This window comes from Methylobacterium sp. WL116, from assembly GCF_008039455.1.
Lineage (GTDB): Bacteria > Pseudomonadota > Alphaproteobacteria > Rhizobiales > Beijerinckiaceae > Methylobacterium.
In genome coordinates this window covers 1-25,160 of record NZ_VRUV01000019.1, presented here as the reverse complement: position 1 = coordinate 25,160, position 25,160 = coordinate 1, and the positions used below count along the sequence as shown (strand labels likewise).

The following is a 25,160-nucleotide window of genomic DNA, read 5'->3' as shown; positions in this document are numbered from 1 at the left end:
GCGCCCGAGAGCGCGAGGGCGGCGCCGCTCCAGGCGAGGGCCGCAGCCGTCACGCCGAGCGCCCACGCCTTGCTGTTCCGTTTCGGCATCGCGCCCTCCGTTCCTCGTCGCGGCAACGGACCAATCGCGGCACGCAGGGCACTGTTCCGGCCAGCCGCGATTGGTCCGGCAACGAGCGATGTGCGGGCTTCGACGAACGGGGAGTCGACGATGAGTCGCGCGTCGCGGCCGGCGGGCGGAGCGGATCGCGACGGGGACCGCGTCGCATCCCGTGCCTTGACGAAGCGCCGTCAAACGTAGTCAAAGACGCCCCTGACGCGCCAGAACCCTCAAGTCTGTCAAGGGTTTCGGAATGCCCGCCGGTGTAGCACAGCGGTAGTGCAGCGGTTTTGTAAACCGAAGGTCGGGAGTTCGATCCTCTCCACCGGCACCAGCTATTTCAATGACTTAGCGTCATTTTCGACTCTCCACCCCGTCAATGAATTATCCTAGGGTAACAACCGGGGTAACGGCTGAGCCATTTCGCGCGACGCAATGGGGGCCGTTCGGCGTGACGCCAATTCAAACCGAGCACTCGACCAAAAGCGGTCGTTCACATGCCGCGGTCGGACCGAAATGAATGAGGGCCACCATGCCAGCTGATTCGCCTCCCGTCGTTCGGTTTAACCGAAGCCGTTCCGCCCTCCCCCTAGCCCTACCGACGCGTTCAGCGCCTCGACGACCCGAACGCCAGGAAACGACCAACCCGCCCGATTTGGTGCCCTCTACGCTTCCCGTTCAGACAAATGATTCGAGCGCGGTCAGAACCGACGCCGAGATTTTCCTTCGGCGGGCCGGGCACACCTCGCTGTCCTGCGATGGGAAGCCAGACAGTCTACGCCGAGCGGGGCTGAACGTTCGAAAGGCATCCGACAAGCAGCACTTGGGGGCGATCGCCCAAGCTTACGCCTTCTACGTCCAGCTCTGCTCGAACCCGAACCGCGCGGCCCTAGTGGCCGAACTCGAGCCCCTGAGCGGTTGCAAGCGAACTCGAACCACGACGGACCTGCACTTGATTGTCGAGCGGTTCGTATCCTACGGAGGCGACACCCCTACCGAGCGCTTGGCGGCCCGAAAGCTCATCAGCCGCGACGTCAGGGCGATTCAGCACCTCGAAGCGACACGGGTGCTGCCGAGCCGCGTTCAGGCGCTGGGCGCCACCACCGGCGAAGGGTTGCATGCCTGGGCGCGGCGGGCTGCCGCCGTCCGACCGGCAAGGCACAAACCGACCAGGCAGGCTGCTGCTCAAAACCGATCGGAGCAGCGTCAGCGAGCGCTCGTTCACGAGGTCACGATTACGACCCGACGACCTGACGGCACGTGCAAGCGTCGTAGGAAGGTGACCGTGACGGGCGCACTGACCGCCGAAATTGGCGCCGTTCAGCTCCGCGTAAATCGTTTGGCCCAGCGCGAAAGGGCATGAACGTCCCCCGCATTGCAATACGACTACCTAGTGCTGTGTCCGCACTCGGAGATAGAGCCAGAACGCCATGCACCGGAGTAAGCGCGTCGGTTGGGGGCGTGTGCAATTTCAACCGCTTGATCCATGAAGGAGCAGGAAAGCTGGCTGATGGCAGAAGCTCACCATGATCTCACAGCGCTTCCTGGCCAAGCTGCTGCAGAGGAAGCTTTCCCAGATGGTGGCCACCAAGCTGAGGATGCTCGGCGGAGGGGTGTGGCTACTCCGCTTGCGTCATCTCCCGCCGTGTCCCTAATGATTACGAATCAGCAGCGAGCGGCATTGCGTGAAGTTGGGTTTTCGGATGAGGCTGTTCGACTGATGACGCCCGCCGAGGCTCACGAGCATCTCGGGCTGACCAAGCCGGATCATAAAGACGAGAGTAGTGCCTCACGACGTTGAGGAAGGCTGGCCGGCCGAGCGTTCACCGTCATACCGGCTCATTGAACGCAGAATATTCTGCATCACAACGATGCTGCCGAGGCGCTAAGGGGCGGCCGACAAGAGTGGCCGCCCCGCGTTCTATGGTTTAGCGGCTTCCGCTACCGCCTGATGATGAGCTTCCACCCCCTTTGAAGCCTGCTGCGTTGGGTGAGCCTTGCATGCGCCCGTCCTTCTGCATTTCTTGGCCCGGCGCAATGCGCGAGGCTCCTGGTCCGGTCGTGTCGGACTTGCCGAAGCCAGCCGCGTTGGGCGAGCCCTGCATCCGGCCCGGCGCATTACTGGATGCGCCGGGTGCTCCCGAGTTCTCGGCCGCCCAAGCCGTACTGCCTATCGACAGCATGCCAAGAGCAAGGAACATTGCGAACTGTCGCATTATCATCTCCTTAGCGTTTCCTCAGCCGCCTCTTCCGGACAGCCTTAGGCTAACGCGAGCGGCAGCTTGCCGTTCAGTCCGCTGGTCCCCAGAGATGGGCTGAACCTCCTGAGCTTCGAAGGGCGTGCCCGAAGACGAGGTGCGAGCCGCATTCTCATCGGAGGCTGCGCCTGCACATGAGGCAATTCCCTTGGGGATCCAGTTCCGGCTAGGCTGGTGGTACCCTCATGGGCGTGCCCTCCTGCCATCTCCGTCCACTACGGCACGAGTTCGGCATTTCTCAAATCAAGATTGAGACGACGAAACGGTGATGGAACCCTTGGAGAGCATTGCCGAGGTGCTAGAGGGCACCGGCGACTACCGGGTCCTGCGGCGCGTCAAACCGTTTGCCGATTCCATGGATCAGGGCGACGAACCGACTTTCATTGGCTTGATCCTCGACACAGAGACGACCGGTATCGATCACGCACGCGACGAGGTGATCGAGCTTGGCATCATCAAATTCGAGTATGGCGCGAGTGGCCGCGTCTACCGCATCCTTGGGACGCTCAATCAGCTTCATCAGCCGAGCAAGCCGATCCCGCCCGAGGTCACGCGCCTGACCGGCATCACGGACGCCGACGTGGCTGGCCAGCGCATTGATGATGCGGCCGTGCGCGCGATGGCTGCCGATACCGCCGTGGTAATTGCTCACAACGCCAGCTTTGATCGCCAGATGTGCGAAGGCCGCTGGCCAATCTTTGCAGAGAAGAACTGGGCTTGTTCCTGCCATCAGGTGCCATGGCGCGACGAAGGCCACGAGGGCATGTAGCTTGGCTATTTGCTCACCGACTATGGCTTCTTTCATAACGGGCATCGCGCCATCGACGACTGCCATGCCCTCATGGCGCTGCTGGCAGCCCCATTGAAGGCCTCCGGCCGCCTCGCGTTGTCCTGCCTGCTGGAAACCGCCCGCAGGCCCACGGTGCGCATCTGGGCAGCGGGTTCGCCCATCGCCACGAAGGACGTGCTGAAGGCACGCAGCTATCGCTGGAGCGGCCGGCGGCGGTGCTGGTACATCGATGTCGAAGAGGAACGGTTTGAGATCGAACGCAGCTTTCTCAGCCAGGAGATTTTCCAGCGCGAGGTCCAGGACCTGCCAACCGACCGGATCACGGCGCGGGATCGGTTCTCCATAAGGACGAGCCCCGAAGCCTGAAGGGATCACTCTAGCCGTTGCTCACAACGCTTCAGGTCGCGGGTTCGGATCACTCAGCTACCGAGGGGTACCCTCGATCCCTGGAGTCAGGCGGCCGTGCGGCGAGACTTCTTCGGTGGCCAGCCAAGCGCCACGAGCCGTGCCTTCGCATAGTCGCGGACCTCATCGCGGGTGCCCGACGGCATCTGGCCAAGAGTTCGTTGAGTCTCGGTGTCGAGCATGAGGTCGGTGACCGCATCGATGCTCGTCATCTCGTCAATCCGCCGCTTTAGGTCAGCTTCGGCTTCGGTGACCTCATCGAAGGGATCGGGATTGTCGAGATCCTCGTTCACGTCCCGGACGGCGGCAGGGTGACCGTGGCGAAACTCGTCGGCCTCTTCCTCCGAGTAGACGAGGCCGTGCAGTTCGAGCAGCTTAAGGATGACCCGATCCTTAGCCCGCTTCTCGGCCATAGCGTAGACGTATCCCGCCTGCTTGCCGGAGACGCGGTAGTTCACGTTCACCAGAGCTTCGCCGATGGACCACTCGACGCGCTCGGAACCCGGTTTGACGCCCGGCAGCCGGCCGGTGACGAGGATTACAGCTTCGTCGCGCTCAGCCCGCAATAGCGTGGGCGGGTCGAAGCGGATCCCGGCCTGAGCGGCAATGCGCTCCAAGGTCCTGTGGTAGATGACCGCCGTACCTTGCACGCGCCAGACGTTGCCACCGAAAGGCTCGCCGTAGCGCACGAGGATGTCAGCGATCTGCTTGTCAGCCGTTCTCATGGCACCCTCCAACCGGTCGCGCCCCTGATTTCGCCACCCCGCTCCGCCGTGCAATATTGCGAAGTGCCGCCGCACGGTTGCGGCGCGTAGCTTCAGCCCGGCGGGTGAGCCAATCGAGAATGTTGCGTTCGATCCGCTCGCCAGTGTCACGATCGCTGAGCCGTCGGACGCGGTCGGCTCGGAAGCATCGATAGCCGCCGCGGTGTTGATCGGTGCCACCGACCAGAACCCGGCCAGGTCCGATCTTCAGTTCGTGCGCGGCGAGATGCCGGACACTCCAGGCTCCGTTCCCATCCTCGTAGACGAGTGCGAACCTGCCCTCGATAGGCAGCACGCGCCACGCGCCATCCTGCCGCTCGATAAGCGGTAAAGCGATGGCGGACAGATCCTCGCCCATTGTCGCGGCGGAAGAGCTCGGAACCCCCTCCGACACCCCGTTGGTCAAGATCTCAAGCGCCTTGGAAAAGTTGTCGCCAAGCATCGACTTGATATGGGTGTTCGTGCTTTGTTCTTAAAGGCTCAGGCACCGCTTGCGGGTAAAAAGGCCCACCTCATGACGCCTTGGCGGCCTCAGCGTCACTCATCAACGGGACATAGGCGCACCACTGGCAGAAGCCCTTTTCCGCAGCCCGCCGCTCGTTTCGCTGTGAGCAATGCGGGCACACCCTAAGCAGCAGCTTAAGCCCCGTTAGCACTCCGTGCCCCCGACCGCGGAACGTTATCTCACCCTCGGGCAATGCTTTGGCGGCAGCGTTTGTTGGCATGCGGTCTCCGGGGGGAATCGAACCCTCATATACAACCGGAGCGCGAAGTTGACCATCGGCGCAGTGGTTAGGCCGGTTAATCACAGCGAGGCGACCTTACGCATCAATACGGGCGCCTTCTTTAGCAGGCGCGGTGACCTCAATCTAAATCCAGCATGCCCCTGAGGTGGGCTGGCGACAGAATCAGACCGTCGCTCGTCGTCACCCATGGGGTCCCGGTGCCTGCGCTGAGCGCCCTAAGGGCTTCCCCTAGGGCCTCTTGAAGGCTGGGCATCTCCCTTGGCTCCGCCGCCTTAATGCTCATGTCGTTTGGCCATACCGTCAACGACGCCGGGCCTGAAACGAGTTCGTGGTGGTGCATCATAGTTCTTGCTGACCAATTGACGTCTCGGGATGACGCGCAATTAAGGCAATATATGGCGCAGATCGCGTGTGGTAGGCCCTGCGTCGATAGAGCGGAAGCGTGGCAGCCAGACAAATCGGCTTAGGGATGTGAGAGGCTCCATGAATGCCGATCAGCAGGATAGATCTTACGGGCGCGGGCTCGCCGGAGGCGCTCGTCAAACGCATTCTACACGCCGAGCCGGATCTATCGGTGCCCGTGCCGATCCAGGACCTATGTGCGTGCCTCGGCATCATCAGGATCGAGGACCTCGACACTGACGAGTTCGAGGGCGGCCTCGTCACCGACGCGAAGCGGTCCGACGGCACCATCCTCGCCAGGCGCGGGGGCGAACCGCGCCGCCGCTTCACCATCGCGCACGAACTCGGCCACTTCCTGATGGCGCACCACATCCCTGATCAGCCCGACCGGTTCTTGTGCAAGAAATCCGACATGCTGCACATCACGGCCAAGGCGGGCGACCAGCGCCAGCGCAGGGAGGTCGAGGCCAACCGCTTTGCCAACCTTCTACTGATGCCTCCGCACCTGCTGCGGGGGGCTATGACGGCGTTTCACGAGCCCGATCTGCAGCACGTTCTTGCGCTCGCGCGCGACTTCGCGGTCGGTAGGGAGACGGCGGCCCGGGCCTACGTCCAGTACCACGCCGAGCGGATCGCCATCGTCGTGGCGGGCCATGGCCGAGTGCAGCGTTGCTACCGCAGCCTCTCCTTCCCGGCCATCGTCTGTGCCGTCGGAAGCCCGGTCCCGGAGCAATCGCTCTTTCACAGCAGTTCGCATCAACCGAGCATCCCGGGCGGCATCGCCGCGTGCAGTCCTGATGTCTGGATCGATGTGAAGCGCGATCTCCATGTGCCGTCGCTCGACGAGCAGGTGTACCTCCAGCAGAGTGGCTTTGCGATGATCCTGCTGCGTCTCAAAGCCGTTCCGGAGGATAGCGCGGAGGAGCGTAGGCTGGAGGAGGGCTGGCGCCACCGCTTCCATTCAGGACGACGGTAGGCGACACTCCTGCGGGATCAGACGCCGAGCGCTGCTACGACTTCGACTGAACCGATGTCAGCAGGATCAAATCGCGATCACTGGTACCGAGTCCTCGCAGGGTCGTAGCCGTGGTTCAGGACGTTGACGAAGGCGACGACTGGCGCTCGGTTGCCACGCGCTCGCAGGATGCAGCGGCCCTCGAAACGGCACGGCAGCGCGCGCGGGAGCCTGATCGGGGCCGCGATGCGAGCCGCCCTTCAGAGATTCCGAAGGCAGGATGGAAGGACATCCTGTGGCGCGCCGTGTGGGCTCTCCCGAAGGATCGTGTGCTCACCACGGCCGGCGGCGTCGCCTTCTTCGCCCTGCTCGCCGTGTTTCCCGGTCTCGTCGCCGTGGTCTCGATCTACGGGCTGTTTTCCGATCCCAACGTGATCAGCCAGCATGTCGGCCTCCTGACCTACATCCTCCCTGCCGCCGCGCTTGAACTGCTCTCCGAGCAGCTCGTGCGGATCGCCGCGCGGAGCACGGGCTCGCTGAGCCTCACCTCGACGATCAGCCTGCTGATTGCGCTCTGGAGCGCGAATTCCGGCGTCAGCGCCCTCTTCGATGCTCTCAACGTCATCTACCGGGAACGGGAGGATCGGACCCTGATCCGGTTCTACGCCACGACCTTCCTATTCACCCTCGGCGGCGCTGCGTTTCTGCTCGTGACGATCAGCGTGGTGGTCGTCCTTCCGGCGATCCTAGCGCGCTTCGGGTTCGGGGGACTGGCCGATACCATCCTGTCCGTGGTCCGGTGGCCAGTCATCTTGGTCGTAGTCAGCCTGAGCCTGACGCTGATCTATCGCTACGGCCCAAGCAGACGCCGAGCGAAATGGCGCTGGGTGACTTGGGGCAGCGCGCTGGCAGCGTTTCTTTGGGTCTGCACGTCCGGGGTGTTCTCCTGGTACGTGGCAAGCTTCGACAGCTACAACCGCATCTACGGGTCTCTTGGCGCTGGCATTGGCTTGATGTCCTGGATGTGGCTTTCCTTCGTCGTCGTCCTGCTAGGCGCCGAGATTAATTCAGAGATGGAACGCCAGACTGCCCGCGACAGCACCGAAGGATGGCCCAAACCTCTTGGCGTCCGGGAGGCTTTCGCTGCGGACAACGTCGGACCAAGCCGGGAATGAGTCACTCGCACAGCACAACCGATGTTTTGTCAAAGGGTCGAAAATGACCCATAGCGGAAATCGAAGAGGTCTGCTCTCAGGCAATGCATGGAATGGCGCCGAAGTCGAACCCAACCATTCGGCACGCCCAACTTCATCTAATATCTGGCTTATGGAAAAGCGCGCTCATTGGCTCATTGCGCCAGTTATTTCGGCGCCTAGAAACTCCGATCGGCTATCCGCATGAGCAGTTATAGGTCAATTCGAAGCTGCCCGCCGGAGATCATCGACGTACTTTTCGGGCAATCGGACGGCGACAGCAGCGATGCCCGCGAGCAGCAGGGCGGCCACGAACGCTTTGTTGTTGTTAGGACGCGCCAGAACCTCTTGAAGAGGCCGCTCTGTAAGCCTCGGCTGATTCAACAGGAAACGCTGATCGCGCAACATATAGGACCAGCGCTGCCGCAGCCATGCGGAGCAAGGCGGAAACAGCATCGACCCGAAATTTGATAAACTCAGCTGCTCGAAGCAGCGAAAGCCAAAACGCCAAGCATCCAGAGGCGTTGGTGGCGATCCACTCGGGAAGGCATCAAGTAGTTTCCTAACCGCGCGGCTGAGTGCGACGCCGTCGTCAAACGTATTGTCTCCGAAGAGAGTATGTCCAGGGTGCATCGCGCCAAGCTGCTTCCGCAATTCTCCCTGAAGCGCCGCAAGGGGCCTCGCGTCGGCAGTGAAAAGTGCATGCAGCCCAAAGGCGAGGATGGCGTCGCAGGCCATCTGCTCAGCCAAATTCCTCGTCAGGTCGCCCGCCGGCATGTGTCCGCGGGGTGGCGCTAGCGGACTGAAGCTCTCGCGCAGAGAATGTTGGTTGTCGTACAAATACAGATTGGCGCTAACAAAAGCAGTGATGTTGCTGGTGAACGATCCCACATCGCTTGATCGAATGGCGCGCTTCATCTTTTCGTTATTCAGCACAATTTCCAGCATTGGGATGGGGCCGCCAGCCAGCCGTCCGGGTAGACCTTCCAGGATACCGGCATCGACGCCCGCCGCGATCTCGGCTTCGGCAAGCGTGTACCAAGCCGTATCGATCTCGCTGAGAGGCAATTGCCTGATCGCCTCGACAGGATCGGGGTTGCTGCAGGTGCCGGGTGGAACGCTGATCGGTTGCCCCTCGATTTGGACATCGGCGTTTTCGATGATGGCCTTCGCCCACAGCACCGCATGGCGCACGACGCGGTGGACATAGGCTGTTCGCAACGACGCTTCAGGATCAATCGGCGCGAGCGCCGTCAACGCTTCGGCAAGCCAGCGCAGCGCGCGGGCAGGCTCGCCGCAGCGGAGGGCAGCGGCGGCGGCGTCGGCCCCAAGCCCGATCGCCATGGCCGTCATGTCGCCCAGTTGGGCGGCGTCCGCCGATGCCTGCGCGTCGCGGAACCATTGTTCGGCCTGCGGCCAGTCCCCGCAACTGCCCGCGCTGATGGCCGCCTCGCGGAGGGCAAAGGCACGCTCGACAGGACTGTCGTGGCCCACCACGTCTGCGATGGCATGCAGTATCTCCAGCGCTTTCGGAAAATCGTTGCGCCGGAAGTAGATTTTCGCCCGCGCGCGAGCGAGTGGTGGGCTCTCGCCCAAGACGCTCGTTGCCTCCTCTAGGATCGCCAGCGCGCCATCCCCATCGGCCATAAATTCGTCGTGCATGACCGCGCGTGCGATCCATGGCTGTGCGGCAAGGTCGGGAATTCCCCACTTCCTTGTCTTTTCAGCGATGTGTGCGTAGCGCGCCGCCGCATCTGCAGCGTCGAAGTCCGGCTGAGCGGAGCGGCTCGACCACGGGCTGTTGATCAGCACCGCGTAATTGCCCAGCGACGGGTCGAGTGGGCTCAACAAATCTCCACGGTCTGCAGGACTTAAGGCATCGAGGCCATTTATGATCTTTTCCAGCCGTTCCACCGTCGTGATGTGGGCCGTGCCGACGCGAAAAATCATGACGTTGGTCGGTGCGTTGCTGGCTCTGGCTGCCTCGTCGAAGCCATCCCGGATTTCACTTAAAGGACCCGGTGCCGACATCATCAGCTGCCAGCGTTGCAGCCAATCGAGCCAATCATCAAAATAATCAGCCGTGCTCATCGTCGTCAGCACCGTGCTGAGGACCATGATTTCGAGCAATTTCTGGTGATCTTTGTCTTTGATCTGCCGCACAGCATGCATCGCTGCGGCTGCGGCTGCGGCTGCCCGCGGCTTGTCTTTACCGGCATTCAGCAACTTGAATTGGGCTAGGCGCAACATGATCGCAACAGAGGTGCGATTAATACCGAATGACCGTTCCGGTTCGATAATGCCCGGAATGGTCGTACTTTCCGCGATGAGCGACAACTTGTCTTCCGGCAGGGTGATCAGGCTCATCGACACTCGGAGGAGGACCGAATCTGCCTTGCCCACTAAAGCATGCGTGAGGATGGAATCGATGTCGCTGGCATTCACGCTGCGCCCGGCCAGCATCCGGCCAGCGATCGAGGCGTGCAAGCGCTCTTGCTCGTCCTCGGACAGCATGCTGCGTCCGGTGCCACTTGCCAGCGGCGACAAGCGGTACTGGTCTGCGGTGACGACCTCGATCCATGGCCCGACTAGCAGGTCTAAAGCCTCCGCAGCTTGGGGGATGGGCGGCGGGGTTTCAGCGAGCGCCAGCGCTGCCGCGCGTCCGAAGCGCCCGATCAGGAAGCTGAGGCGGTACAGCAGCGTGCGGGCATGCTCGGGGAGCGCCCCGATCAGGCTCCGCCTGGCGCTTTCCCGTTCGGCATCTAGGTCGCCGCTGGTCAGGCCGCGACCCACGATGTCGCGCCATTCGTGGCGTGGCCAGCTGCGTCCGGCGAGGCCAACCACGAAGGCGTGGACCAGCTGAGGATGCCCCCAGCCTCCGGCGACGTGCGCGAGGCGGCCCCATAGCTCGGGATCGCCGCCATGCGCCGCGACCAGCTCGCGCGATTCATCCTCCGTGAAGTAGGGGGCTGCTACGATGCTGGCTGGGTCGATCCCGACAATCCCTGCGATGCGCGTCGACGGCGAGCGATAGCAGGTGAACAGGGCAACGCGGTCGCGGTGTCGGAGGGCGTGCATCACGCGGCTTAGGCTGCGCGACACCTGCGGATCATCGAAGTGGTTCAGGTCCTCGAAGAGAATGACCGACGCAGCAACCCCGCCGATGCGGCCCAGGGCGATGTCCAGCCGATGCCGCGCCTCGGCAGCGTCCACGTCACGGAAATCGATTGTTACGAACCCGTCGGCGTGGGTTTCCGCCGCGACGCGGGCGATATGCGATTTGCCGAGCCCGCTGGCCCCTGTGAGGATCACAGTGCCAAAACGGCCCAACGCGCTTGATACTGCGTCCAGCACGGCGGGCCGTGGAATGAAGCGGCTAGGCGGCGCGAGCGTCCGGCTGGAGATCATCCAGCTCGGATCACCGGCCACGACCACGGCGGCCGGGCCGCCCGCCCCCGCGGAGCCGCCAGCCATGCCGGACGCCGCTTGCGCCAGCATCGCGGCGAAAGCCGTCCGGGGAAGCGACACTTCCGCAGCTTCCTCCAACAGCTCGTACAGCTCGGCCTTCCTGAGCACCCGTCGCTCGGGCTCCTTGAGAACACTCTTGGCCAAAACGCGAAAGGCCAGGATGTCAGCGAGGCGGCGCGCGTCCGCCCCAGGTAGACTGAAGCGATCGCGGCCGACGATTACCAGACGCTCTTCCAGTTCCAGGCGCAAATCGGCGAAGCCCGGCTGTCCGCAATCCCACTGTATACGCTGCAGCAGCTCGGAACGCAGTCGAGCGTCGTCCCGAAACTGGACGAATTCCCGGACCGACTTTGGGAAAGCTTCGCTTTCGAGCAGGATCCGCAACGGCGCCGGATCGGCACCCGCCGCAGCGCGTCGCCAATACTCCAAACCTGCCATTCCGTCGATCCGGTCGCCCAAGGCCCGTTCATTGCCCAAGGGCGAGGTGGTCAAATACCGGAACGTTACAGTCGCGCTCGGATTGCGCTTCACAAGATCGACGAAAGACGCCACCGCATCGCGTATCGTGGCGGTGTTCAAAGTGACGGAACCCGATGCGGCCGTATCCTTGACCTGGACGCCGTTCAGGACTTGCTCAGCAACAACGGCGTAATCTTCCGCAACTTCTAAGAATATCTGGCTATTTTCGCCAATGTCGATCCATGCGACGGCGCTGGCCAGCACTTGATAAGCATAGCCGCGCAGCGAGTCCACGGCTTGTCGCTCCGCATCGCCCTGCGGAACGAGATCAGACAGATTTCCTGGCGTAAAGAAATTTTGCTTCTTCATTTTTGGGCACAATAAATCGACTAAATTCTAGGGCTATTTGTATCGTGGAAAATGCAGAAACGAAGTTGCCCGGTCTTTCCGTTAAAAGGTTGAGACGCGAACGTCGTTTGTCGGTACGGCGTGGTGATACGCGGGAACGGCTACATGCACAACGTGAAGACAGAAAAAGAGGCTGCCGGATAAGGGTTTGTCAAAATGGCCGGCATGTATGCGCCACCGTGGCCGGCAGCGCGGCGCTTCGGGTGAGGGCTTGTCGCTGGGGGTTCGCTCCGAAGAAACATCTGACCCGCTGACATAGCCAAGGGCGGGCCGGGGAGGAGCGACAGGTTGAGGGTCGGGAGAGGGGCTCCGGGCCGGCCTGCCGCGGAGATCCGCATTGCCCTCCTCGTACCCTGCCCGGCGTATAAGCCGGGACCGCCCGAGCCTTCACCGGGAGATAATCGACACAGTCATCGCCTAGCTGGAACAAGGTCGCAACCCTTGAATCGAGCACCGACGATCTTGCCGAAGGCGATTGGCGGTGTGGCAATACGCGGTTTCAGGCCGATAGGAAGGAATGCGACGTGTTGCTGGTTGAGAGATTGGAGACAATCGCGCCCGGCAAAGACTGTAGCCTCGCACAATTATTGCTGTACTAGATGCTCGCATAGGGCGCAGATGTCGTACCGATCCCGGAAACCAAACACAGGCGCTACATCGAAGACTGTGGCCCTACCGGATCGAGCATTCGGTAAAAGGGCTGCCCAAGCTCCCAAAAAGGGCAGCGGATCCAGGGCTTTTGGAGCTTCGCTGGCGCCTGGAACTGAAGTGCGAACAACATGCTTCGATTGGGTACCGAACCGAAGGTCTGATTCCTGGCCGAAGAACAAGGTCTGGTGGTGGCGCGCAACAGAGGCGCGTGGGAGGGGCACGGTCAGGGCAAAATACTGGAGACTCCTCAATCGGAGCTGCGACATTCCCGCCACAAAAGCCACACCCTCGCCGACCCTGGAACCCCAGCCTCCTTCTCGGCCCCAAACCGCCGTTTAAGCCGGATTACATCTGGGCGATCCGCTCCCGCCTGCAGCACGAGGGACGCGATCATATCAAGGAGCCGCATTCGTAACGATGTTACGCTCGTGGTTGGATGATTAGCTATGCTGGGCTATGATGCAACATGACTGTCGACAAGCTCTATATCGATCTTCTCGCCTTTGCCGCGGACGCAAAGCCCGCAGGCGGGCTCGAAGCGCGCCTGATCGATTTTTTGGAGGGTGATAGTTCGACAGAGTCTCTCGACAGCGCTGCATTCGATCAGATCAACGGCTCAAACACCAAGGCCGATTATCTGCTCGGAGCGCGTGGCTTGGTCGCTGAGTTGAAGACCCTGAACGCAAGCCCGCAGGATCGGACCGAGCAGCGACTCAGGGAACGCTTTTCCCGGCGCGACGCACCGATCGTATTCGGCACCTTGGGCATCTCCGATGTCATCGAGAAGCTTCGCGATCGCGATGCCATCTCCAAGATGATGGTCGATATGGCGGGACGTGCCGTGCGACGGCATCTCCAGAAAGCCAACGACCAGATCGGCGCTATCAAGACGCGGCTGCGTCTCCCGAATGCCGGTGGACTTCTCATCCTGATGAACGAGGCCGAGCCAATGATTGACCTTACCGCGATCGGCTACACACTCAAGACTGCTTTCGAGACCGTCGATGGAGGTTATCCACATATCAGCAATGTTTGGGCAATCGTCGAGAGTCATCGCATTGCCATGCCCGGGGGACGCAACGGCTTTCCGCATCTGCATGTTTTCAAGTCGTTGGAGCGTCAGGGCGAGCTCGACTATATAGGGCGCATGCTTGGTGCCTGGGGCTATCGCAATGGCTCGCGTATGGAGCGGTTGCAGCATCACGGCGACTGGAATGTGATGCTTCCGATTTATGACGGGCCGCCACCAACACTCCGGCCCTTTGCCTGATTGCTTCTCTGGCCGATCAGACGAGGAGTGTGTTGCCACACGTACTGGGCATAATTTGACAACCGAATGACTGGGTCTGTCTGAAGCAAACGTTCACGCGTCGCCCGCGGAATGGGATAAAACGGTCGACAGCGGACGGACGGTTACCTGGAACTGAAGGTCCGCTTTCGGGCGGGCACCTACCGTCAGCTATTGGCGCATTGCGGGCGTTCGTAGAGCCCAGTTGTGGGGGTACCATGATTCAGCGGCGCGCAGTGCTATTCGGCATGGCAAGTTTCGCCACGATCCCACGCACGCTGGCGCAACAGAACGAATCCGAGCTCCGTCTGACTTTGGGAACGGCAACCCCGGGTGGTTCATTCCCGGCATTTGGCCGAGCGCTCATTGCCGCCGTCCACGCGGTTGATCCGGGTTTGATGATCGACACCACGATCACGAAGGGTTCGACCGAAAACCTCGCGCTGCTGAAAGCTGGCAAGCTCGACCTCGCCCTCGTACAAGGCGAATACGCCTACGAAGCGATGGCCAATCAGAACGGCGACGGCGACCGTTTGACGGTCGCGGCACCCATCGATGCCTCACCCGGCATGTTCGTTGTTCCAGCGGCCAGTCCGATCCGAAATGTCCAGGATCTGCGCGGGCATCGGGTTGCACTCGGTACGCGCGGCTCTGGGTTCACGATCATGGGCCGGACCGTGCTTCAAGGGTCCGGCATCGATCCTGAGAGCGATATCACGCCGATCCTACTCGACGATGCCGCCGACGGCGCGAACCAGGTCCTTGATGGTCGTGCCGCTGCGCTCTGGGGGGCAAGCCTCGGCTGGCCGGGCTTCAAAAATCTGGCGGAGGCGGCCGGAGGCGCTCGCTTCTTCGGCCCAGCGCCCGTGGCGATCCCGCAGATCCTGGCCCTTCGCGCCTCGCTGCGTCGACTGACCGTTCCGGCTGGTTCCTTCCACGGTCAGGATGCAGCGGTTGAGACAGTCGGGTCCTGGAGTTTCATCCTGGCCCGACCCGGCCTGGAAGACGTTGCCGTCGCCAGGCTCGTGCGAGCGATCGACTGCGGGCGGGAGACCTTGGCTCGAAACTATCCGCAAGGTCGCGAGAGCGATCCGCGCAACCTTGTCTCGAACGTGCCTGCTGGGTGGCTTCACCAGGCGACCGCCGCATATCTTCGGGAGGTCGGCGCGGTTCCGAAGTGATCACCGTACGACCGTTGCCCAGTTGCTGCATTTAGGGTTCACGCCGAGGCGGCAAGACCCGTCATTCGAACCGGTCGGTCCGCGAGATCAGCCGCGATCCGTGCACAGATGTTCTCGAAGCCATAGGCCGCGCCGCGATAGACCCGCACAAATCGCTGAAAACGCTTTCTCGGCCGCGCGGAACGGGCGCACCCGCTTCGATCCCGTGGGTTCTCTGAGTCCCGACGCGAGCTGTGCGACCTCCGGCATCGAAACGGCGGCAAAGAGTCTGGCGAGGTCGCGCCGCGAAAACAATGCGGCCCGGAGTTGAAGCCCGGTCGCTGGACGAACGCAGCCCGATGGCCCCCTATGGGCCGAGACAAAGCGATCACGCCAGAGATAAGATCGCCGGAGGAACCTGCATGCTACGATGCCTTGCGGCCGTGGTCGCGATCGTTTTCGTCCTACCGGTCCATGCAGAAGAACCACTGCGCTTCGAGGTCGATCCGGCTTGGCCCAAGCGTCTGCCAAACGACTGGATCATGGGGCAGGCCGCCGGCGTTGCGGTTGATGCGCAGGACAACGTCTGGGTCGTGCAGCGACCGCGGACGCTGACCGATGACGAGAAAGCCGCAAGCCTCGATCCGCCGCGGACCCGGTGTTGCAAGCCGGCCCCGCCTGTCCTCGTCTTCGACCAGGCCGGCACGCTTCTGAAGTCATGGGGCGGCCCCGGCCAGGGCTACGAATGGCCCACAAACGAGCATGGCATCCACATCGACCACAAGGGCTTCGTATGGCTGGCCGGCAACGGCGACACCGACGGGCAGATCCTGAAGTTCACTCAGGACGGCCGGTTTGTCCTGCAGATCGGCAAACAGGGCCCCCAGACCGATAGCCTGGACAACACGCGGCTCGGCAAGCCCGCGGCAATGCAGGTCGATCCCGAAACCAACGAACTCTACGTCGCGGATGGCTACTACAACCATCGGGTGATCGTGTTCGACGCCGAGACGGGCGCGTTCAAACGGATGTGGGGAGCCTACGGCAAGCCGCCGACCGACGAGAAGCTCGGACCCTACGACCCCGCGGCCGCGCCGGCGGCGCAGTTCCGTAATCCAGTCCATTGCGTCCAGATCGCTCGCGATGGACTGGTCTACGTCTGCGACCGCACCAACAACCGCATTCAGGTCTTCCACAAGGACGGCAGCTTCGTGAAGGAGATGTTCGTCGAGCGCGGCACGCGGGCCAATGGTGCGGTGTGGGAACTCGCCCTCTGGCCGGACGAGCGCGAGACCTACCTGATCAACGCCGACGGGGCGAACAACGAGGTCCGCACGCTGAGCCGCGAAACCGGCGAGGTGCTCGGCCACTTCGGGCGCAATGGCCGGCAGGCGGGGGACTTCCATTGGGTCCACAATCTGGCGGTGGACTCGAAGGGCAACGTGTTCACCACCGAGGTGGACACCGGCAAGCGTGCCCAGAAATTCCTGTTCCGAGGCGACATGGTTCTGCGCAAACGGACGGCCGCACCGTGAGGACTGAAGCATGATGACCGCCGACTCGGACTCGACCACGCCAGCCACGTGTGCCTGTTGCCTCCCGCGTCGCGGCCTCCTGGTGGGCTCGCTGGCGGTGGCGTTGCCGCCTTGGCCGCGCAGGCCAGCTCTGCCCGTGCCCAAGCTGTCGCTGAACGCACGCCCTATACCGGCCTGGTGATCGATTGCCACGGGCACTACACCACCGAGCCGCCATCGATGCTGGCGTGGCGCAAGCGCCAGATCGACGCCATCAACGACCCCGCACAATCGCCGACACCATCTTCGCTGATTGTCAGCGACAACGAGGTGCGGGCAAGCGTGGCCGACCGCCAGCTCAAGCTTCAGGCCGCGCGCGGCATCTCGCTGGCGCTGTTCTCGCCGCGGGCCGGCGGCATGGGCCACCATATCGGCAACGCTCGCACCAGCCTCGACTGGTCGATCGTCTCGAACGACATGATCCACCGTATCGCGACGCTGATGCCGCGTAACTTCGTCGGCGTCTGCCAACTGCCGCAGACGCCGGGCGTGTCGCCGAAGAACTGCACGGCCGAGCTCGAGCGCTGCGTGCGGGAACTCGGCTTCGTCGGCTGCAACGTCAACCCAGACCCGTCGGGCGGCTACTGGACGGATCCGCCGCTGTCCGACCGGTTCTGGTATCCGCTCTGGGAGAAGATGGTCGAACTCGACGTGCCGGGTATGATCCACGTCAGCGCATCTGCCAACCGCAACTTCCATGCAACCGGCGCCCTCTACATAAACGGCGACACGACGGCCTTCATGCAGTTCGTGACCTCCGACCTGTTCAAGGACTTCCCAACCCTGCGGTTGATCATTCCCCATGGCGGCGGCGCGGTGCCGTATCACTGGGGCCGCTACCGTGGCCTTGCGCAGGACCTGAAGCGACCGCCGATCTCGGAGCTGATGCGCAACGTCTTCTTCGACACCTGCGTCTACCATCAGCCCGGGATCGACCTGCTTCTGAAGGTTGTCCCGACCGACAACGTGCTGTTCGCCTCCGAGATGGTCGGCGCCGTCAACGGGATCGATCCCGAGACCGGCCACGCCTTCGACGACACCAAGCGCTACGTCGAGGCCGCTGCGATCCCGGATGCCGACCGCGCCAAAATCTACGCAAGCAACGCACTTCGAATCTATCCGCGCCTAGCAGCACGATTGGCTTCGGCAGGGGTAACGCGATAACGCTGACATCAGGGTATACCCTCGCGTGACGTAACAGATCAGAAAACCGGACCCGTAACATCTGGGTTGACGCTGCCTATTTGTAACGCGGTAGCCTCGGGCATAAAGCCTGAGGTGACACATGCCCCGTATAGGTTATGCCCGCGTTAGCACCGTCGATCAGGATCTCGACGGGCAGCTCAATCGCCTACGCTCCGAAGGCTGCGCGATCATACGATCCGAGAAGGTGTCGGGCGGTAGCCGCGAGGGGCGAACCGAATTGGCCACCATCCTTGAGTTCCTACGCAAAGGCGATGAGTTGGTTGTCACGAGGCTCGATCGCCTCGGGCGTGATACCCGCGATGTGCTGAACGTCGTGCACGAAGCCGAGCAGCGCGGCGCTTCCGTCACTGTCCTCGACCCTCATGTCTCTACGCGCGAAGAGATGGGTCACGTGGTAATCACCGTTCTTGGCATGGTGGCGCAGATGGAACGGCGCTTCATTAAGGAGCGGCAGCGGGAAGGCATCGCCCAGGCGAAGGCTACCGGCGTGTACCTTGGTGGCAAGCGTCGGCTTGATCGCGATAAGATTCGGGCACTGCAGCTTGCCGGAAGCGGTCCGGCAGCGATTGCCGCCGCGTTAGGATGCTCACGAATGCAGGTCTACCGCATCTTGCGCACACCTTGATCACTGGGGCGTCGCAACGACTGCTTCCGACTGATACCCGCGCATATACTCTACGACCAGGTTGGGTGGATTTGAGCTATTCCGCTTCAGGGCAGCGATGCATGAAGGCGGACATCATCGCCGAGCGTTCTCTCGACCCGATGCGGACACTCGTTAAAAATGTGTCACGGTTCCAGGTAGCATAAACCAAAAATTGACCTCGACGTGCAAAACTGGTGGACTAAACGTGTTGCTTAGTAATATCAGTTATATTTGGCGACCAAGGCTGCTCTTCAGAAAGCATCGGTGCCACTTGATATGCTCATCTCGTTCCTGATCGACACCGATCGTAAGACGGATCCGCTGGATGCCGACCTAAAGGCTAGGGCGCGCGTCGAGCAGCTTGATGTCGCGCTGCGCCTTGTACCGTTCACCATCCTGGTCAGCCTCGGGGTCGTGCAGGTAGTCGTCTACCTGTTTTGGGGGGGTGACCATCGCACCTATCTCGTTTGCCTGGAAGCTGCAGTACTGCCCTTGGCAATTCTCACATTGCAGCAATGCTGGCTCTGGCGCTCGCGCCCTAAGCCAGTCGAGGTCCGACCCGCTTTTATCTGGCGCGTCATCCTCGTTGCCCATCTGTACGGTTTGCTGCTTGCTTCCCTTCCGGTCATGCTGTTCGGGGGGGCGGACGCACAAGGGCGTCTCCTCATTGCCTCCTCGTGCGCAGGCCTTATCGCGACGGGCATGAGCGCGGCTGTCCTGCCGCGGGTCGCGATTGGATACTCGGGTCTGATCATCATCGGTTCGTTCGTCGCCCTAGCAGCGACCGGTGAGCAATTCTACATCTACGTGGGGATCCTGCTCGTCTTCTATGCGGCCTTCATCTGCTTCACGATCCTGCACCTTAGCCGGCTCCTGAAGATGCGCGTCGTTGCGCAAATCGACTTGGAGCGCCAGCAGGAATTTACACACTTGCTACTTAACGAGTTCGAGGAAAACGCGAGCGATTGGCTTTGGGAGACCGATTCCGACCTTCGCCTCAGGCACGTGTCCCCACGGCTAGTCGAAGTCGCCGGCTCGTCCGAGCGGCAGCTCCTGGGCCTGCCGCTCGAACGGCTGCTCCTGCCCCCGTTAGCTCTACCCGATAGCCATCCTGGCGCGGCCTTGTGGGATTGTATCGCCGAGCGTCGCGTCTTCCGAAACCTTCTCCTGCCGCTGGACATTGCGGGCCAACGACGAATGTGGTCCTTAAGCGGGAAGCCGACGTTCGGCAATGGCGGCGCATTCTCGGGGTATCGCGGCGTCGGGTCGGATGTCACCGAGAAGCGGCTCTCGGAGGAGCGTCTCTCGTACCTCGCGTTGCACGATCCGTTGACGGACCTCCCGAACCGAGTTTCGTTCCAACAAATGTTAGAAAGCGCGCGCGAGCGGCTCCTCGGGGACGATCTGCTTGTCGTACTCGCGCTCGACCTCGACGAGTTCAAGTCCGTGAACGATACCTTCGGTCATGCAACCGGAGACGGCCTACTACGTGTGGTCGCCGAACGCCTGTTGGCCTTCAAAGCAACGTACTTGCATGTGGCGCGATTGGCAGGGGACGAGTTCGCGGTCCTAGTCACGGGATGTTTCGCGCGGGATGTATACGCGATCGAAGCTATCGCGGGACGTATCGTCGCGGCGATTGCAGCCCCCATCACCATCGACGGTATTCAGCTTGGCGTTGGGCTCAGCATCGGCATCGCCATCGCCCAGCGGGATGGGTGCGACGACATCATGCGACGGGCCGACCTTGCGCTCTATCGGACGAAGCGTGAGGGCCGGAACGGCTATCGGTTCTACGAGGCCGAGATGGACGACCAGATCCAGGCGCGGCGGGCCCTTACCGCCGACCTGCGGGGTGCCCTCGATCGCAACGAGTTCATTCTCTATTTCCAGCCCATCGTGACGGCCGACACGTCTCGCATCCGCGGGTTCGAGGCGCTTCTGCGCTGGAAGCATCCGGTAAAGGGCTTTGTCTCGCCCGCCGATTTTATCCCACTCGCCGAGGATACGGGGGTCATCATACCGCTCGGTGGATGGATCCTACGCGAGGCTTGCCGGATCGCTGCCGGGTGGCCGGACGGCATCAGGGTCGCCGTCAATCTTTCACCGAGGCAGTTCCAGCATTCGGACCTACCGGTCCTAGTGCGCTCCGCCCTGCAGGAGAGCGGCATGGCTGCTGCCCGGCTCGAGTTGGAGATCACAGAGACAGTGTTCTTAGAGGCGACTTCCGCGACCAAGGTGATGCTCGTCGATCTGCGGGAGATGGGTGTGAGGCTGTCGCTTGACGATTTTGGAACTGGCTACTCCAGCTTGAGTTACCTACGCCGTATCGCGTTCGACAAGATCAAGATCGATCAGAGTTTCGTCCGAGATCTTCCGCACGAGCGCGGTAGTGTGGCAATTGTGCAGGCGATCATCGACTTGGCGACGAGCCTGGATATGACAATCACAGCCGAGGGCGTCGAGACGGAGGCGCAGCGCCAGTGTCTACTAAGTCAGGGCTGCCACGAGTTCCAGGGTTACTTGTTCGGTAAGCCCGTTCCGGCCGAACAGGCCTGCCTCCTCGCTGGAAACCGGGACTCCCGGTCCGACGTGCACCGAGCGGCCTGAGGCCGACCTCTATATCTCGGACCCCACCGTGTTGGACGGGCCCAAAGCGCCCGACGCCGTATTCGGGGAACTCTTCGGCCAGTACGGGAGGAAGCCCTCGACAATGGATCGCGGAATATCCAACGGACGATAGTGTTCCGTGTCGACAAACATCAATGACTGCTCTCCTCTGCCGAGGAGGCCGCTTTTCGCGCTATGAATCTCGTGCGCTAGGGTCACGAATTTACGATTGTGGCTCGCTATACGGATCTTGACCTTGATCGGCTCGAACTCTGCGGCCTCGCGACGGAAGTCATGATGGAAGGATTTAGTCAGAATAAAGAAATCCGTCCCGCTCAGATCGAAGTCGGGCATGCAGGCATTGAAGAACATCTCGCGTGTCTTGCCGACCCAACGCACGTAGTTAGCGAAGTAGACGTTACCAACTGAGTTCGTGTCGTCGTATGTCGGGATCAGATTCAGGGTGAACCACTGTCCGTCGAAGCCATGGGTGCCGCCCAATTCATCGCGATCCCTCACCGGGGTCAGGGTCACCACTTCCGACGCTCGCCCCCCTTTCGGCATCGTCGCAACGACCGGCGGCGCACCGCCCCACCCGAGCAGCTCCGTGATCATCGGCAAGGCGCCAATGAGCCCGATGAGCGGCGCGATCGAAAGAAGCGCCCAACTCGGGGCAACGTAGCCGACGAGGAAGACAAGACACGCGGTCATTCCGATCATGTAACTGAGGACCGGATCGTACCGACGCGTCGCGCCGAGTGTCCTGCAGACGAGGCATGCCGCCGCGCCGACGAGGATCGTTGCGAACGGCATCATGAGGTACACGAGCGAGAGGCCGGACCAGATCGCGATGGAGGTGGTCGCCACAGCAGCGCCGAGGATCCAGACCGGGGACGACACAAGTCCCGCCGGCACGAAGGCGAGTAGCGGTGAGTTACTGCGCGCCGTGACGGACGCGCCGAGCCACCGCGTGGAGCAGTAGAAGCTGTCGATCGTAGAGGCAGCTGCGATCGCCGTCCAAACCACGAACGCTGACGTTGTGACAGTGTTATGATCGCGCGCGATCGCCTGGGCGACGGCCGCGAACGCTCCCGGAATGCCATCGGACGAGGTGATGGGCTCGCCGAGCCCTGCCGCCGCGGCGAGCAGGGCGTTCACGACGAGCAGGCCAAGAAACAAGATCGCGCCGGCAACGTAAGCGAACCGGACGGATGCGCCCGAACGTCGAATCTCGACCGCCCGCTGCCACTGTTGGACATCCATCCAGGGACCAAGCAGGAAACCGACCAGTGACGGAACGATGAGGCCGTAGAAGCGCTCGTCGAAGGTGTAAAATGGGACCTTGGTGCCATGAGGGGCCGCAACCAATCCGGGGAACATTACGACACACGCTAATACACCCAGGGCCAGTGAGACGCCGTGAACTATCCTGATGCCGCGAAGCGGGATCGCGTGACCGATGGAGCATGCGACGAGGACCAGAGCAACTACACCCACGATCGCGCCCGGCCCGAACAACGGCAGCCACGCATACGCGACGAAGCCGAAAATCGTAATCGCAACAGCGAACAACTGGCCAAGAGAGAATAGCAGCGCATAGGGACCCTGGACGACGGCTACGATCCGGTCGAGGTCTCGACGTGGCGCGCCCAGGATCCAGCCGAATAGGCCGAGGCCCGCAGCGTTCGGAAGGGCGAAAGCAAGGAAACCCAGCCATCCGTATGACAGTGTCACATGGATGGCATAGAAAAATCCGAGCCCCCAGAACCACGACAAAGCAATTGTTGGGGACCAGGATGACGAGCGAGCGATTCTAAATGTCATCGTACCTGCGAACGTTCAGCCAGTTAGCTCATCAATAGCCGATCTATGGCGGCACGGGAACATGGCGAAGGCGGAAATAGACCTCTTAGCATCGTGACCGAATCGGACGATAAGGGGCCATCAATGCGGAAGATCCATATGGTGGCGGGGTGGGCCTGAACCTGTTCGTCACGATGTGCACCGTGTGCAGTCGATTAAAAGTGTGGCGGCCCCAGCCGGACCGGAGGCACATTCGGGTGACGCTTGCCCAAGCGCAAGCACGGCGCTGGTGGAACTCGAACGGTTTAATCGGATGCTCAGCATCGTTCACCGCAATGAAGCCGAGTTCGCCAAGCTGAAGGCCACCGTGCTTCATCGGTAGGGTTTGCCATATCCCATGGCCGACCGCAGTCCAGCTAAGCCGAGGCCGAGGCCGAGGCCGAGGCCGAACCTAATTGGACCGAGCAGGCGGACAGCGGTAGTTACATCGTCATAGCGATCAGTTGGTTCACCAGTGCGAGCTCGGTGGGGCTCAAGCTTGGCGCTGGGGTTGGCGACGGGAAGTTGCGCGCCTGCCGCGCTGAGGTGCTTCGTAGAGCACGTGGCGGCCTCGCGCGGTTGAGTCCGCTTACCGTCTGAGCCGAAGCCACTGAGCAACACTATCTAGCGTGGGCGAGCGTGCGCTCGGTCACGCTGCTACGCCGGTCGGAGGGTATACCGGGCGAGACAGGCGACGAAAAAGCCTAATGGTGGGAAGCTGACCATCAGTATTCGCCCTTAACGTCCGTACTGGGTGGTTTCGAGACCGTCCGCCTGCCAGCATAAAAGGGTTCGAGCGGACGTCACTCAACGCGCTTTTAGGACCTTCGGCTGATCTTGGAAGCAACCTCGCGCGTTGGCTCTCGACGGCATCGGTCTTACCCGGACGCGCTCATCACGTTTCGCGCAGCCATTTCCAGACGTGTTGCAACGTCCCCTGACCGCTGACTTGCTGAGTCATCTGACGCTCGCTACGCCAAGCCTGGGGTGGGACGCCGTAGCGCTTGCGGAAGCTGCGGCTGAGATGTGCGACACTGCTGAAGGCAAACACTTCGGCTAACCGGCCGATAGTGCGCCTCTCCATTGGATCGGCCAGAGCGTCGCGTACCGCCCTCAGTCGCTCACCCTGTACGAAGTGCATTACTCCCCCCTCAGGCTCAAATAGCCGGTAGAGGGTGGCCCTCGAGACCAGCATCTGCCCGGCGATGAATTCCGGCGAAAGATCGGGCCGTAACAGGTTCGCCCGCACGATCATCTTGGCCAGCGCCATTAGGCCGCCGTCGAGTTCGCGACCGTCCAGCGCGTCCGAAGCCTGCGAGCCGTCGAGCAGGCGGTGCAGGAAGATAACGAACTCATCGGCGATCGCTGGAGCCTCGTTGACGGGTGTGGTCGGCAATCGGCGATAGATGTCTACAATATGCGTAGCCAGTAACCGGTTACGGGCCGCATCGAAGAGCAGGTCATGCTTTTCAAGCGATAAACCGTGCAGGTAGGTACACGGGACGATAATACCGGTTGTATCGGCTTGGTTGATCATGCCATCGACCAAGTGACGGCGGCAAATGAGCATCACAGTGCCAGGCGAGGCTAAGATATCTTTGCCGGCGATTACGCCTCGGAAGCGACCAGAACGGTAGAGTTGGAACGTGTAGTGGTCGGGGCCAGCATCGACGCGTCGGCGGTCCCGTTGAAGGCATTGAGTTGAAAGTAGTGTACGATGAGCAACAAGATCGCCGATTTGAAACGCGATGTTGCTGCCGAAAGGCAGGACGGCAGATGGCGTTGTTGGTTTGACCTCGTACAACGGCGCCATGAGGGTGCGCCATCGCTCATAGGCCTCTCCGAGGGCCAAACCCGACGTCGACAGCAAGAAGTAAGGCAGGCCGGCTTCAACCGTGACATCTTCTGCACCCAACCAACCACATCCTTTACCAATCGATCCGTTCAGCCGAGAACGTTAGGCATGCGGCCCATGGCAGGGCAAGCCAACTATCTGCGGGCCGCATCGGAGAGCGCAAAGCTACGGCTGGCAAGGCAGATGGCGGCCTTGGGTGAGACCGCAAACCACCATCTACGGCAACATCGGGTCGGTAGCCGAATGGCGGCTTGGGGTGGAGGCTGTGTGAGAACGCGTTTGCGGACTGGACGGACCCGACAGCGCAAGGCCCAAAGGGTCCGGGCTTTCATCCTCGGATGGCTGCGATGAGTGGGCCGGCACCGAGGATCGCGATCACTC

14 protein-coding genes, 1 tRNA gene and 1 pseudogene are annotated in these 25,160 nt (G+C 61.9%); 11 read left to right on the top strand and 5 right to left on the bottom strand.

What is annotated here, in order from left to right; genetic code table 11:
• Positions 1-358: 358 nt before the first annotated feature.
• The 3 genes and pseudogenes from FV223_RS03685 to FV223_RS03670 all read left to right on the top strand — a co-directional run bounded on the left by FV223_RS03685 (position 359) and on the right by FV223_RS03670 (position 3,513).
• A tRNA-Thr gene (locus tag FV223_RS03685) sits at positions 359-433 on the top strand.
• A 489-nt stretch (positions 434-922) separates the two neighbouring features.
• Positions 923-1,462: a hypothetical protein gene (locus FV223_RS03680; protein ID WP_147725522.1), complete on the top strand. Its 540-nt coding sequence runs from the start codon at positions 923-925 to the stop codon at positions 1,460-1,462.
• A gap of 1,160 nt (positions 1,463-2,622) precedes the next feature.
• Positions 2,623-3,513, top strand: a pseudogene (locus tag FV223_RS03670) (3'-5' exonuclease).
• 86 nt (positions 3,514-3,599) lie between these two features.
• Here FV223_RS03670 and FV223_RS03665 read toward each other — a convergent pair.
• The gene (locus FV223_RS03665; protein ID WP_147725520.1) at positions 3,600-4,277 is read right to left on the bottom strand and encodes a trna delta -isopentenylpyrophosphate transferase; all 678 of its coding nucleotides are present in this window, start codon (positions 4,275-4,277) and stop codon (positions 3,600-3,602) included.
• Positions 4,264-4,674: a hypothetical protein gene (locus tag FV223_RS31220; RefSeq protein ID WP_147725526.1), complete on the bottom strand. Its 411-nt coding sequence runs from the start codon at positions 4,672-4,674 to the stop codon at positions 4,264-4,266. The genes FV223_RS03665 and FV223_RS31220 overlap by 14 nt, the downstream gene beginning before the upstream one ends.
• An 875-nt stretch (positions 4,675-5,549) precedes the next feature.
• Between FV223_RS31220 and FV223_RS03650 the strand changes: the two genes are divergently transcribed.
• Positions 5,550-6,440, top strand: coding sequence for an ImmA/IrrE family metallo-endopeptidase (locus FV223_RS03650; protein WP_147725518.1), 891 nt, complete (start codon positions 5,550-5,552; stop codon positions 6,438-6,440).
• Between the two features lie 110 nt (positions 6,441-6,550).
• Positions 6,551-7,594: a YihY/virulence factor BrkB family protein gene (locus FV223_RS03645; RefSeq protein WP_147725517.1), complete on the top strand. Its 1,044-nt coding sequence runs from the start codon at positions 6,551-6,553 to the stop codon at positions 7,592-7,594.
• A 237-nt stretch (positions 7,595-7,831) separates the two neighbouring features.
• Here the strand turns inward: FV223_RS03645 and FV223_RS03640 are convergent, their stop codons facing one another.
• Positions 7,832-11,908, bottom strand: a complete 4,077-nt coding sequence (locus tag FV223_RS03640; protein WP_147725516.1) for an ATP-binding protein — start codon at positions 11,906-11,908, stop codon at positions 7,832-7,834.
• A gap of 1,156 nt (positions 11,909-13,064) precedes the next feature.
• Between FV223_RS03640 and FV223_RS03630 the strand changes: the two genes are divergently transcribed.
• The 6 genes from FV223_RS03630 (at position 13,065) to FV223_RS03605 (ending at position 21,082) form a co-directional block, all read left to right on the top strand.
• Entirely contained in the window at positions 13,065-13,868 is an 804-nt protein-coding gene (locus tag FV223_RS03630) for a hypothetical protein (protein ID WP_147725514.1), read from the top strand.
• 236 nt (positions 13,869-14,104) lie between these two features.
• Positions 14,105-15,067: a TAXI family TRAP transporter solute-binding subunit gene (locus FV223_RS03625; protein WP_187274754.1), complete on the top strand. Its 963-nt coding sequence runs from the start codon at positions 14,105-14,107 to the stop codon at positions 15,065-15,067.
• A gap of 401 nt (positions 15,068-15,468) precedes the next feature.
• Positions 15,469-16,581, top strand: a complete 1,113-nt coding sequence (locus FV223_RS03620) for a hypothetical protein (RefSeq protein WP_147725513.1) — start codon at positions 15,469-15,471, stop codon at positions 16,579-16,581.
• A gap of 174 nt (positions 16,582-16,755) precedes the next feature.
• Complete coding sequence (locus FV223_RS03615; protein WP_147725524.1) at positions 16,756-17,784, top strand: amidohydrolase family protein; 1,029 nt, start codon at positions 16,756-16,758, stop codon at positions 17,782-17,784.
• Between the two features lie 121 nt (positions 17,785-17,905).
• On the top strand, positions 17,906-18,451 hold the full coding sequence (locus tag FV223_RS03610; protein ID WP_147725512.1) for a recombinase family protein: 546 nt from the start codon (positions 17,906-17,908) through the stop codon (positions 18,449-18,451).
• A gap of 297 nt (positions 18,452-18,748) precedes the next feature.
• Positions 18,749-21,082: an EAL domain-containing protein gene (locus tag FV223_RS03605; protein WP_147725511.1), complete on the top strand. Its 2,334-nt coding sequence runs from the start codon at positions 18,749-18,751 to the stop codon at positions 21,080-21,082.
• Positions 21,083-21,091: 9 nt separating this feature from the next.
• On the opposite strand, the gene FV223_RS03600 is transcribed toward FV223_RS03605, so the two are convergent.
• On the bottom strand, positions 21,092-22,858 hold the full coding sequence (locus FV223_RS03600; RefSeq protein WP_348644777.1) for a thioesterase family protein: 1,767 nt from the start codon (positions 22,856-22,858) through the stop codon (positions 21,092-21,094).
• A 961-nt stretch (positions 22,859-23,819) separates the two neighbouring features.
• The gene (locus FV223_RS03595; RefSeq protein ID WP_246686474.1) at positions 23,820-24,839 is read right to left on the bottom strand and encodes a helix-turn-helix domain-containing protein; all 1,020 of its coding nucleotides are present in this window, start codon (positions 24,837-24,839) and stop codon (positions 23,820-23,822) included.
• Between the last annotated feature and the right edge of the window lie 321 nt (positions 24,840-25,160).